Genomic DNA, 12,903 nt, shown 5'->3' on the forward strand with positions numbered 1-12,903 from the left:
CATCATGACTGCCTCGATCATCAGACACGATATTACTTCGTCCGACGCGCAAGCCATGAAGGCGATGAGCGCCATGTTCGAAGGAAACCCCAAGCTCAAATTCGAGCCAGCCAGCCGAGCCGCCTTCGACGGGATAATGGGCCAGGCGCCCGCACCCGAAGGCGTTCACTTCGAGCAGGGCCAGGTCGGCGGGGTGCCCGGTTGGTGGTGCCGCCCCGAGAAGGCGAGCCCGGCCTCGGCCATTCTCTACCTGCATGGCGGCGGCTACGTGATCGGTTCAGCCGGCGCCTATCGTAATTTCGTCGGCCACATTGCCCAGCGTGCAGGCGTCGCAGCCTTCGTCGCCGACTATGCGCTCGCTCCGGAGCGGCCATTCCCTGCCGCTGTCAATGATTTCCATGCGCTGCACAAGGGTCTGCTGTCCCTCGGCTATGAGCGGATCGCCGTCGTGGGTGACTCCGCCGGTGCCGGCCTGGCGCTCTCGTCGGTGGCCGACGGCATTGCGAAATCTGGCAAGATCGTCAGCGTCGTCGCGATGTCCCCGTGGCTCGACATGTCGCTTTCAGGCGAGTCGATGATCACCCGCGCGAACACCGATCCCATATTGTCCCGGGAAACGCTGGCCGACGCGGCCATCCTCTATCTCGGGAAGGTGGGCGCGGATGATAAGCGGCTGCCCCTGCTCGACAACGACCTCTCAACAATGCCGCCCGTGCGAATTCATGTCGGCGATGCTGAGGTTCTGCTAGATGACTCGCTGCGGTTCGCAAAGTCGGCCGAGGGCGCAGGGCTCGATTGTGAAGTCCATGTGTGGCAGGGCATGACCCACGTCTTTCCGTCCAGCTTCTCAATGCTGCAGGCAGCCGCAGAGGCGCTGGATGACATCGGTGCGTTCCTTGCGCGTCAGTTCACCCAACCTGCGCATAAAAGAGTGCTGGTGCTCGGCGCGACCGGAGGCACAGGGCGGGCCATCGTACAGAAGCTGAATGCACTCGGTCACGTCCCCGTGGCGCTGGTTCGTTCTCCCGAGAAGGCCAAGGACCTCGATGCGGTCATCATCGAGGGCGATGCGCGAGATCCTGCAGCGCTTGAGAAGGCGCTCGCGAACTGTGACGCGGTAATCTCGGCGCTCGGGACCCCGGTCAGCCCATTCCGCAAGGTGACTATGCTCTCGACGGCAACCAAGGCCGTGGTCGCGGCCATGCAGCGCCAAAACGTGCGGCGGCTCGTCTCGATCACCGGCATCGGCGCCGGAAACAGCAGGGGCCATGGCGGCTTCCTGTTCGATAGGATCATCATGCCGCTCCTGCTCAAGAAGGTTTATGCCGATAAGGACCGGCAAGAAGCCATCATCGCCCAGAGCGGGCTCGAATGGGTGGTGGTTCGTCCCGCCGTACTAAACGACAAGCCGCGGCACGGCGATGTCCGCGCTCTGCTCGATCTGTCTGGCTTTCATGGCGGGACGATCGCGCGCAGCGACGTTGCCGACTTTGTCGTCGATCAGGTGGACAGCGACACATTCGTTGGCAGGACGCCACTGATCACCTGGTGAGGGTTTCGTCCCGATCCGGATCTACCAGATGGATCGAGACGCCCTGCGTGAGTCACGCACGGCTGAGAAGCACGTATCAGCAACTAGGGGCGAAAATCTCCCACTGGGTACCTGCCGGCAATGGCGAGAGACGATGCACGCCCCGTCATTAGGGCGGTTGGTGGTCCGCACTGCAAGCTCTAGGAGGGCGACCCGTAACCGCTCTAGCGGCGTCAATTCGTTAAGTCTCGGCTCGATTTTAATTGATGGTGCGGGTGGTCGGAATCGAACCGACACTCCTTTCGGAACCGGATTTTGAAGGGAGTCGCGTCTACAAAATGTGGCACCGTTGCTGTAGTCCGATGCTTAAGCAGATCTCGCTCTCCTTGATCCGCGCACCTGTCCGGCACCTACTTTAACAACAGCGCCACCGTCCTATGTGTACGCCATAGCCCGCTAATTCCCGATTGATCGTCGTTGGGGCTTCCACCTTTTATGATCTATTGTTTTCTATCTCCTCACCCGGCCATCGAGAGGAGATGCGACATGAACGCGACGGCGAACACACACATCGAAAGAACGATCAGACGACAGCAATTGCGTGAGATGGTGCCGTTAGCGGACAGCACGATCTACGAAATGGAACAGCGGGGGGAATTTCCGCGACGCTTCGCTTTGACCCCACGATGCGTGGTTTGGGATCTAGGCGAAGTTCAGGCTTGGCTCGCGGCCCGTCGTTCAAAGCCAATTCTCCGTGCGCCCGGCCCCGACGTGAAACAACGTCGAGCCCGCCCGGTCAAAGAGCAGGATCGGGCGCCATGATCGGCATCGACGGTGGGATGAGCGTTGGCACGTACTTCTTGCCATCAACCCAAGCGTCCAAGATGTCCGACCACTCCTGCATCATATGCCGACGCTGCACTTCATACTCGGCTTTGTTATAAACGCCGCGCGACGAGCGCCCATCCTCATGCGCCAAGCATTTTTCGATCCAGTCGCTGTTGAAGCCGAGTTCGTTCAACAGAGTCGAACCGGTCCGCCGCAGGTCGTGCACCGTAAACGGCTCTAGGGGCAGACCTTCCGTCTTCGCCCGTTCGACAACTGCGTAGGTCACCCGGTTGAAGGTGGCACGCGACATCGGGGCATCTGCGTCGTACCGCGACGGCAGAAGGTATCTCGAATTTCCCGCGCAGGTCTTCAGAGCAATCATGATGTCGAGCATCTGGCGCGACAGATAGACGTTATGCGCCTTCGAGCGCTTCATCCGCTCCTTCGGGATCGTCCAAACCGCATTCTCGAAGTCGACTTCGTCCCAAACCGCGTCCTGTAGTTCGCTCTTACGCACCATCGTGAGGAGATAGAGCCGCATTCCCAGGCGGATCGTCGGAAGCGTGGCAACATGTTCGAGTTGCTTCAGCATCACCCGAATTTCAGAAGGCGAAAGCGAGCGGTCCTTGGGCGTGAAAGTCGCAATCGATGCTGGTCCCACTTCGTCGGCCGGATTGGAGACTTTCTCACCATGCAGGATCGCAAAGCCGTAAATCTGCTTCAGGATGTCTCGCACATGGATAGCCGTCGCCGGAGCACCGCGTTCAACGATTCCGCCGCAATGTGCTCTCAGGTCGTCTGGCGTGATCTCGGTCAGGAGACGATTGCGCCAGACAGGCAAAAGCTCTCGTTCGAATATGGAACGCCGCATGGCACGCGTGCTGTCTGCCATCGGCGCCCCAGTGAGCCACTTCTCCCCGAACTCTCCAAAACTCTTCGCTTCTTTAAGGCGGCGCTTATCGCGCTGCTTCTCGATCGCAGGCGATCGTCCTTCGCCGACGGCACGCCTGGCGTCGATGCACTTCTCTCTAGCCCGGGCAAGCGAGATGCCATCGCGCCCGTACCTGCCCAGGTAGACGGTCTCCCGACGGCCGTTGAGCCTGTAGTCCAGGCGAAATGAGATCGCGCCACTGGGCATAACGCGCACGTACATACCGTCACGGTCAGCGACTTTGTAAATCTTCTCTTTTGGTTTCAATGCCTTGAGGGCGGCGTCCGTCAGCATCCCTATTGCCTCCTGAAAAGTACCGTCAGCACAAATTCGGGGCTCATGGACAGATATTCGCCATTATTTTCAACGGTTTAATACGAAAAAAGTACCGTCACGAGCCTCATTGCCCATGACGGTACTTTCAAAAATGCAGCTAAGCAATATGCCCGAGGTCCGTCAGACAGACCGCCAATACCAAAGTTTACCCATCGATAGCTCTCGATCGACATTGAAGGGAATTATATTTATTTTCAGCGGCTTACGTCGCACAATGGCGTAAATTCGGCGGCGTTCGGATAGGCCTGAATCATTCCCACTCGATCGTGCCGGGCGGCTTCGAAGTGTAATCGTAGACCACGCGGTTGATGCCCTTGACCTCGTTGATGATGCGGGTCGCGACGCGGCTGAGGAAGGCCGCGTCGAAGGGGTAGATATCCGCCGTCATGCCGTCGGTCGAAGTAACCGCGCGCAGGCCGCAGACGCTGTCGTAAGTACGACCGTCGCCCATCACGCCCACCGTCTTGACCGGCAGCAGCACCGCAAAGGCCTGCCAGATCGCGTCGTAGAGACCGGCGTTGCGAATCTCCTCGAGGTAGACCGCGTCCGCCTTGCGCAGGATGTCGCAGCGCTCGCGGCTGACTTCGCCGGGGATGCGGATGGCAAGACCCGGGCCGGGGAACGGGTGACGACCGACGAAGACGTCGGGCAGGCCCAGTTCGCGGCCCAGTTCGCGCACTTCGTCCTTGAACAGTTCGCGCAGCGGCTCGACGAGCTTCATGTTCATGCGCTCGGGCAGGCCGCCGACGTTATGGTGGCTCTTGATCGTCACCGAAGGACCGCCGGTAAACGAAACGCTTTCGATCACGTCCGGATACAAGGTGCCCTGCGCCAGGAACTCGGCGCCGCCGATCTTCTTGGCCTCGTCCTCGAACACGTCGATGAAGGTCTTGCCGATGAACTTGCGCTTGGCTTCGGGGTCGGTGACGCCCTCAAGTCCGTTGAGGAACAGCGTCGAGGCATCGACGTGGACCAGCGGGATGTTGTAGTGGCCGCGGAACAGGCTGACGACCTGGTCCGCCTCGCCCATGCGCAACAGGCCGTGATCGACGAACACGCACGTGAGCTGGTCGCCGATCGCCTCGTGGATCAGCACTGCCGCAACGGCGGAATCGACGCCGCCCGAAAGGCCGCAGATCACCCGGCCCTCGCCCACCTGCGCGCGGATTTCCTCGATCTTGGTCTTGCGAAATTCGGCCATCGTCCAGTCACCGGTCAGACCGCAGACATGGCGCACGAAGTTCTTGAGCAGCTTGCCGCCGTCGGGCGTGTGCACGACCTCGGGGTGGAACTGCATCGCGTAGATGCGCTTCTCGTCGTTGGCGATCACCGCGAAAGGCGCGCCTGCGCTCGATGCGACCGGGCGGAAGCCGGGAGCGAGGCTGGTCACCTTGTCGCCGTGGCTCATCCAGACCTGATGCTTCTCGCCGACCTTCCACAGGCCGTTGAACAGCGCGCACTCATCGCCGATCTCGATGAAGGCGCGGCCGAACTCGCCCCCATCGCCGCCGGTCACTTCACCGCCCATCTGATGCATCAGCGACTGCTGGCCGTAGCAGATACCCAGGATCGGGCGGCCGCTCTCGAGGATCACGTCGGGGATGCGAGGACCGTTCTCATCCAGCACCGAGGCGGGCGAGCCGGAGAGGATTACGCCCACCGGGTTCATGCGGCGGAACGCCTCCTCAGCGGCGTTGAACGGGGCGATCTCGGAATAGACGCCGGCCTCGCGCACGCGCCGGGCAATCAGCTGCGTCACCTGGCTGCCGAAGTCGACGATCAGAACGGATTCGGTGGGCTGGATATTCATGGCGAGCCACTAGTCGCGCGCGGGTTGGCTGTCCAGCCCCCGAAACGCGGCAGATGACGCATCATTACTGCGCCAGGCAACCCGTCAGGGCAGTTTTCCATTTCTTTGCGTAGGCTCCGCGATTTTGAGTTCGCATTGCAGCATTTAGCGTCGCAGCGATAATTGCCTATTTTTTAGGCAATCCACTCAAGACTGCTGAAGGCTTGCCGGAGGCCCACGTCAGTCAGATCGACACAGCGATAACAGCAACAGGAGAAAACCGGTCATTTTCGGCGATGACTTGAGCGCAATGCACGCCGAATCGAGCCTCTGTTGCAAGACATGCAACATAACTTGCCCCTTTTGAATTTGCGCAAAATTTGTGCATCGCTATTTGCCGCACCGCAGCAAGAGGCGCCGGAACGCTTCCTGCCGCACGCAAGGCGGAGCGCCGGAACGCTCCGCATATGCGATGAAACGATAAGAATGTTTGCAGGAGCTTTATTATGACCCTCGTGCACCGCACGTTCGGGTTCGCTGCCGCGCTGGGCACCAGCGCGCTGGCGTTCGCGCTTACCCTCGCCTGATTTTCCAGGCGCCGGTGGCGTTACCCTGAATTACCCATGAGAAGGGCGGCCCCAGGGCCGCCTTTTTTCGTACCAGCGTCATGCTGCCATCTTCACAGGCATGGTCACGCCGCCATGCGAAGAAAGCATTGCCTTGCGGCTAGTATCCGGCAAGCGCCATGCGGGCAGATCCAGCAGCCAGTCCGCCGCCCCCGTCCGCAACAACGCACCATGTGCCACCAGGCACGCTGTCACGATCAGCGGCACAGCCAGGAGCGGATAGACTGCTCCTGCCCAGACACTGGTGAGGATAGGCGCAGCGTAGCGCTCGAGGAGGAAGGCCAGCCCGGGCATCATCAGGAAGTGCATGAGGTAGATCGGCAGGGTTCGCTTGGCGAGCCAGGAGGCAGGCGCGATCAGCGCCGAACTCCGACGCACCAACAGCATGCAAAGCATCGCACCGGCCGCTACCGCCAGAATATCCACCGGCAGCAGAAACGTGTCGGACTTCAAAGCCACGGCCGCCCCGACAAGGTACGCCCCGCCCAGTACCAATACGCGCGAAGCCGTTGCGCGCTCGACGAACGCCAGGACCTGGTCCTTCATGCGCACACCAGCGACAAAGAAAATCGCACAGCGCAGCATCTTGGGCTGATGTGCGGACAGGTGCCCTTCGAACATAGTACCCAGCACTGACAGCACTGCACAGAGCAGCAGCGCCGCCCAGACCGGCAGCGGCAAAGTGATCCTGGTCAGCAGGTAATACATGCCCAGCGCCAACAGGTACCATGACATGCGGGTCAGAAGCAGCACGGGCAGGAGGCGGTTATCCGCCGTCCATTCAAACCAGGACGCGGCCGGGTCCATCGGCACCAGGACCTGGTAAATCACGCCCCAGGCGAAGTAGAGGTAGAGCGGCCTCACCAACCGGCTGCGCTGCGTATCGAGGCGCGGCCGCATGACCGACTCAGAAGCGAGAATCCCGGAGACAAGAAAGAACAGGGGCATACGCACCGGCCGGATGAAACCGTTCAAGACATGCCAAGCCGCCGCCAGTTCCACATTGTTCGCCCATGGCATCAACGCAACCTGCTCACCCAGATGCATCATCACCACCAGCAAAATACATCCCGCCTTGGCAAAATTGGGCCAGACAAGGTCCCTCTGGGAAACGTCCGTAATCATGCGCTCTAACCCCCTGTTCAGAGCAGGAAGCTAAGGAGATATATTTATTCCGACGTTAATCATTAGAAGCCGCAGACAAGTAACAATCAATTGCACTGGCGAAGACATCAGAATTACAGATATTTAATTCTGGTAGACGGGCGTCACCCCCCACGCATGTCGTTCCCGCCGCCTGCCTGCATCGCTTCGCCGCAGCCTCGCCGAACCACTGTCGCACCCTTGTGGAAAACCCCGGCCTCGGAGCCGGTTTCGCTTGGGTTTACCCCCCTCAGACCCTATATGCTCGCCATGGCCAGCAATCCCGAAAACAAGAACCAGAACTCCTACGGTGCCGATTCGATCAAGGTCCTCAAGGGCCTCGACGCGGTCCGCAAGCGCCCCGGCATGTACATCGGCGATACCGATGACGGCTCGGGCCTGCACCACATGGTGTTCGAGGTTTCGGACAATGCCATCGACGAGGCGCTCGCCGGTCACTGCGACCTGGTGCTGATCGAACTCAATCCCGACGGCTCGGTTTCAGTCGAGGATAACGGCCGCGGCATTCCCACCGGCATTCACGCCGAGGAAGGGGTTTCCGCTGCCGAGGTCATCATGACCCAGCTGCACGCGGGCGGAAAGTTCGAGAACACCTCGGACGACAATGCCTACAAGGTCTCGGGCGGCCTTCACGGCGTCGGCGTTTCGGTGGTGAACGCGCTGTCGGAATGGCTGGAGCTGACGATCTGGCGCGAGGGCCAGGAGCACTGGATGAAGTTCGCGCACGGCGATGCCGTGGCACCGCTGGTGGTCAAGGGCCCCGCCCCCAAGGCCGAACAGAACCCGGACGATAACGGCTTCAAGAAGGGCACGCGCGTGACCTTCCTCGCCTCGACCGACACGTTCAAGAACGTCACCGAGTTCGACTTCGACAAGCTGGAGCACCGCTACCGCGAACTGGCGTTCCTCAATTCAGGCGTGCGCATCAAGCTGCGCGACAAGCGCCACGAAGAGGTCAAGGAGCACGATCTGTTCTACGAAGGCGGCATCGCGGCCTTCGTGAAGTATCTCGACCGCAACAAGACCGCGCTCTTGGCCGAGCCCATCGCGATCTCGTCCGAGCGCGACGGCATCGGCATCGACGTCGCGCTGGAGTGGAACGATTCGTACTACGAGAACGTCCTGTGCTTTACCAACAACATCCCGCAGCGTGACGGCGGCACCCACCTTGCCGCCTTCCGCGCAGCGCTGACCCGCACGCTCAACAACTATTCCGAGAAGTCGGGCCTGCTCAAGAAGGAGAAGGTCTCGCTGACGGGCGACGACATGCGCGAGGGCCTTACCGCGATCGTCTCGGTCAAGCTGCCCGATCCCAAGTTCTCGTCGCAGACCAAGGACAAGCTGGTCTCCTCCGAAGTGCGCCAGCCCCTGGAAAGCCTGATGGCGGACCGCATGAACGACTGGCTGGAGGAGAACCCCGCCCATGCCAAGTCGATCGTCCAGAAGATCATCGACGCCGCCGCCGCCCGCGAAGCCGCCAAGCGTGCCCGCGAACTGACCCGCCGCAAGGGCGCGATGGACATCGCCAGCCTGCCCGGCAAGCTGGCCGACTGCCAGGAGCGCGATCCCTCGCTGTGCGAACTGTTCCTGGTCGAGGGCGATTCGGCAGGTGGCTCCGCCAAGCAGGGGCGTGACCGCAAGACGCAGGCGATCCTGCCGCTCAAGGGCAAGATCCTCAACGTCGAGCGTGCGCGGTTCGACCGCATCATCTCGTCCAAGGAAGTCGGCACGCTGATCCAGGCGATGGGCACCGGCATCCGCGACGATTTCACGCTCGACAAGCTGCGCTACCACAAGATCGTCATCATGACCGACGCAGACGTCGACGGTGCGCACATCCGCACCCTGCTGCTGACGTTCTTCCACCGCCAGATGCCCGACATCATCCGCGCCGGGCACCTCTTCATCGCCCAGCCGCCGCTCTACAAGGTGTCGAAGGGTCGCTCGGAGGTCTACCTCAAGGACGGTGCCCACCTCGACCGCTATCTGGTCGAGGCCGGCCTCAACGGCCGCGTGCTCGAAACCTCGGGCGGCGCGCGTCTCGGGCCTGACCTCGAAGCGCTGGTCGAGCACGCGATCCGCATGCGCAACCTGATGGCCTTCGTGCCACGCCGCTACGACCCCGTCATCATCGAGGCACTGGGCCTCGCCGGCGTGTTCGAGCCCGACCTGTCGATCGAGGCCCGCAGCGCCGCCCTCACCCGCACCGCGGCATGGCTCGATCGCGGCGACACCGAGGCCCGCTGGTCGGCCCGCCTGTCCGAAGACGGCACCGTCGAGGTCGAACGCCTGTGGCGCGGCGTCACCGATCACCACAAGATCGAAGGCAGCTTCCTCTCCAGCGCCGAGGCCCGCAAGCTCGCCCGCCTCGCCGCCGAGAACGCCGAAGTCTACGCCGGTACCGCGCGCCTGGTGCGCGCCAGCGCAGCCGAGGCAGAGCCCGAGGCGACCGTGGATGCAGACGGCGAGGACGAACCCGTCGTCGCTGCCCGCCCGACCCAGGGCGCGGACGTCATCACCCGTCCCAGCCAGCTCCTCGCGCTGGTGCTTGCCGCCGGTCGCAAGGGCCTGTCGATCGCCCGCTACAAGGGTCTGGGCGAGATGAACGCGGACCAGCTCTGGGAAACAACGCTGGACCCTGAAAACCGCGTGCTGCTGCAGGTCAAGGTCGAGGACGCCGACGTGACGGACGAGATCTTCACCCGCCTGATGGGCGATATCGTCGAACCGCGCCGTGACTTCATCCAGGAAAACGCACTCAACGTCGCCAACCTCGACGTTTGATCCACGCACGGCGTTGATAATCAGAAAGGGCGGGAGCGCACTGGATGCACTCCCGCCCTTTTGCGTGGGCGCTCTTGTCTTGCGCGCTTGCTGAGGCATCATGCTGCAACTGCACAGCTGGAGCCGCCCATGCCCGACACGCTTCCCCTTTCGCTTGACGACGACCTGAAGCACGACCTCGTCACCCGCGGCTACGACCGGCGCAGCTTCGGACGGATCGCCGTGCTGCTCGGCGGCGGGGTCGCGGCGACGCAGGTCATGCCAGGCTTTGGGCCTGCCTTCGCGCAAGTGCCCAAGGCCGCGACAGGGACCGTCCGGATCGGCGCCAACGAGTGCTGGACCGGCCCCTTCCCCGCCGGGGTGCAGGCCGCGATGAAGGCGGTCACGCAAGGCAACCGCTACGAACCCGACGGCGAGATCCAGAAGCTGCGCGACACCGTCGCAATGGTCGAACGGGTGCCTGCAGATCGCGTCGTCGCCTGGCCGGGCTCGAGCGATCCGCTCGCCCGCATCGCCGTCACGTTTGCGTCTCCTACACGCGGGATCGTCACCGCCGACCCGACCTTCGAGCCGATCTGGCAGGTGGGCGAATGGCTGGGGGCCAAGGTGTCGAAAGTCCCGCTCACACCGACCAACGCTCATGACGTGCGCGCGATGCTCTCCGCCGATCCGAACGGGGGGCTCTACTATATCTGCACGCCCAACAACCCCACCGGCACGCTGACCCCGCTTGCCGACATCGAGTGGCTGCTCGCCGCCAAGCCCAAGGACGCGGTGGTGCTGGTGGACGAAGCCTATCTCCACTTCGCCGGCGCCCCCAGCGCGATGCCGCTTGCCGCGACGCGCAGCGACGTGATCGTGATGCGGTCGTTCTCCAAGCTGTTCGGGATGGCGGGCATGCGCCTTGGCCTGACGGTGGCCGATCCTGCGCTGCACAAGCGGATGATGCGCTACGACGGCGATCTGGTGACGATGATGCTGCCGATCACGGCCGTCGCCTGCGGGACCGCCTCGCTGACGCAGACGGGCGAGATCGCCGCACGGCGGAGCCAGATGGAGGCCGCGCGCGAGGAAACGCTGGCGAACGTCGCGAAACGGGGCCTGAAGGTTCTGCCGGGCAGCCGCGCCAACATGTTCCTTCTCGAATGGAACGACCGTTCGCCCAAACAGATGAGCGAGGCGTTTCTGGCGCAGGGCGTACAGATCGGCCGCTCATGGAGCGCCTATCCGCGGATGTCGCGGATCACCGTGGGTTCGGCCGAGGACATGGCGAAGTTTCGGCTGGCACTGGACCGTATCCTAACTGGGTGAGCTAACGCGTATCATCTCCGCCGAACGGGAACAGCCAGCCAGCATGGCCATTGGGTGTGGCCACGCCTGGTATCATCACGGTGCCGCCCTCACACGCAGACTGGATCATTTCGCTGGTGCGGCATAATGCCGCTGGATCAAGCGGATTGTCGCTGCGGGCAAGAAGGATCGCTTGCGATGGCCAGCGACATTCATTTCAAGAATGGCTGGGTGATGCGGGCGCCGCTCCATGCCGGTGGCGCTCAGCGCGTCATGGCGACGCAACGGAATGCCGGCCAGGAAATCGTTGGTTTGCTGAGATAACGATGGCGCGCCGTTCCTATCCGGCTGGGCCAAGGGTGCTGGTCGCAAACCGCTCTTCGCGAACGGAAGGCCCGGCCATCGATAATGAGCCGGCCAGAGCGGCCGATCCTGCGATCTCGCGCCTCAGTGCGGCAAGCGCGGCTGAGAGGACAGGGGATTACTGCAAGAGAGCTACACTCAAGGCCGATATGGGCACTGAATGTTCGGAATTTCATCACGCATCAGCTGAACGCGCGCCTTGCGGGAGCGATGCGATGGGTCACGAAACAGTCGGAGCATGTCCTGCTCGTCACGTCGAAGCCAGAACTCCAATCCGGTCGAGGGGTCAAATCCCGCGCACGTGGCCAATCGCAGCCCCACACTATCCGCGCGATCCTCCATCCGCCTGCGTTCCGCAAGACTTCCCGCCGTCCCGTCGTGGTAGATGACATGGCCCAATTCATGCCCGGCGACCAAAGCCAGTTCATCGTCGTTAACGGCAAATGCGATCAGCTTGCTGGATATCGCGACGTTACTGCCGTCAGAAAACGCGGTGATCCCCTCACCGGTCTTGATCACGAAGCGCGCTGCGCAAGTCAGTTGCGGCTGGATGTGAACCTCGAAGGCGTTACCGTCACGGCGCAATCCGAGCTGGATCACCTTCGCTACAGGCTGCTGTGCCAAGCGCTGTTCTATCTCATCGGCGATCAGCGCAGCGTCAGGTGAAGCGGCGATTATCGCGCCAGCTGTTTCACCATTGACGGCCAGCAATTCGTCACCCACGCGGACACCCGCAAGGTCCGCAGGGCCACCTTTGACCACGGCAGCGATCTGGGGCTTATCATTCATGCTCAGCAGCTGCGAGACGGCCGGCCGGTCACTTTCGGAATAAGCGCCGATGTAGTCGAGGCTCATTCCGGTACCGGCGGCCTTGCTGGAGCACAAATCCACAGCGGCCAGATTCAGTCTGTAGCCAACCGTGGTCAGTTTCGCCATTTGGACCCGCAAGGCGACGGGCCAGGGTTCGCTCGGCGGCGCCGCGAAAACCGATGGGCTCGATAGCGCCCCTGCTGCAAGAGCCAGCAGGACGAGGGCCCATCTGCAAACCCGATGTTGCAACCGCCTCGGTGCAGCGACAGCGGTGCGATGCACCATGGAACTTCGAATGCCGGTGTTCATAAATCTCATTTTTACCGCAATAAGCTTACCGCCAGAAATGATAGCGCCCTTGCCGCATTGCGAGAAACCGCAATTGGCAAAGCAGATACGGGCCACCCCTGCAATGGCTCGTGCCAGCGGCTTTCAAACGACCTTTTCCATT

At 62.1% G+C, this 12,903-nt stretch carries 9 protein-coding genes; 4 read left to right on the plus strand and 5 right to left on the minus strand.

Translation table 11 applies throughout. The annotated features are described in order from the left end of the window. Positions 1–4: 4 nt before the first annotated feature. Together LH128_RS31695 and LH128_RS31700 are read left to right on the plus strand one after the other, a co-directional pair. Positions 5–1,552 carry an NAD(P)H-binding protein gene (locus LH128_RS31695; protein WP_008827625.1) on the plus strand — a complete coding sequence of 516 codons (1,548 nt, stop codon included), beginning with the start codon at positions 5–7 and terminating at the stop codon, positions 1,550–1,552. Positions 1,553–2,077: 525 nt separating this feature from the next. Next, positions 2,078–2,353, plus strand: coding sequence for a helix-turn-helix transcriptional regulator (locus tag LH128_RS31700; protein ID WP_008827626.1), 276 nt, complete (start codon positions 2,078–2,080; stop codon positions 2,351–2,353). Here LH128_RS31700 and LH128_RS00625 read toward each other — a convergent pair. The 3 genes from LH128_RS00625 to LH128_RS00635 all read right to left on the minus strand — a co-directional run bounded on the left by LH128_RS00625 (position 2,328) and on the right by LH128_RS00635 (position 7,166). After that, complete coding sequence (locus tag LH128_RS00625; protein WP_008827627.1) at positions 2,328–3,584, minus strand: tyrosine-type recombinase/integrase; 1,257 nt, start codon at positions 3,582–3,584, stop codon at positions 2,328–2,330. The two genes, LH128_RS31700 and LH128_RS00625, sit on opposite strands and share 26 nt — an antisense overlap. 292 nt (positions 3,585–3,876) lie before the next feature. After that, complete coding sequence (gene guaA / locus LH128_RS00630; protein ID WP_008827628.1) at positions 3,877–5,436, minus strand: glutamine-hydrolyzing GMP synthase; 1,560 nt, start codon at positions 5,434–5,436, stop codon at positions 3,877–3,879. A 644-nt stretch (positions 5,437–6,080) separates the two neighbouring features. Then, on the minus strand, positions 6,081–7,166 hold the full coding sequence (locus tag LH128_RS00635) for an acyltransferase family protein (protein ID WP_036526849.1): 1,086 nt from the start codon (positions 7,164–7,166) through the stop codon (positions 6,081–6,083). A 288-nt stretch (positions 7,167–7,454) separates the two neighbouring features. Here LH128_RS00635 and gyrB point away from each other — a divergent pair, with 288 nt between their 5' ends. Both gyrB and LH128_RS00645 read left to right on the plus strand, forming a co-directional pair. Further along, on the plus strand, positions 7,455–9,989 hold the full coding sequence (gene gyrB, locus LH128_RS00640; RefSeq protein WP_008827630.1) for a DNA topoisomerase (ATP-hydrolyzing) subunit B: 2,535 nt from the start codon (positions 7,455–7,457) through the stop codon (positions 9,987–9,989). A gap of 129 nt (positions 9,990–10,118) precedes the next feature. Continuing rightward, positions 10,119–11,300 (plus strand): pyridoxal phosphate-dependent aminotransferase, encoded by a 1,182-nt coding sequence (locus LH128_RS00645; RefSeq protein WP_008827631.1) that lies wholly within the window; start codon positions 10,119–10,121, stop codon positions 11,298–11,300. 105 nt (positions 11,301–11,405) lie between these two features. Here the strand turns inward: LH128_RS00645 and LH128_RS32920 are convergent, their stop codons facing one another. Together LH128_RS32920 and LH128_RS00650 are read right to left on the minus strand one after the other, a co-directional pair. Continuing rightward, a complete protein-coding gene (locus tag LH128_RS32920) occupies positions 11,406–11,636 on the minus strand; it encodes a hypothetical protein (protein ID WP_172704853.1) in 231 nt (76 codons plus the stop codon). A 144-nt stretch (positions 11,637–11,780) separates the two neighbouring features. Beyond that, positions 11,781–12,578 carry a M48 family metalloprotease gene (locus LH128_RS00650; RefSeq protein ID WP_037516829.1) on the minus strand — a complete coding sequence of 266 codons (798 nt, stop codon included), beginning with the start codon at positions 12,576–12,578 and terminating at the stop codon, positions 11,781–11,783. Between the last annotated feature and the right edge of the window lie 325 nt (positions 12,579–12,903).

Origin of the sequence: Sphingomonas sp. LH128 (genome assembly GCF_000293195.2) — a bacterium.
GTDB lineage: Bacteria > Pseudomonadota > Alphaproteobacteria > Sphingomonadales > Sphingomonadaceae > Novosphingobium > Novosphingobium resinovorum_A.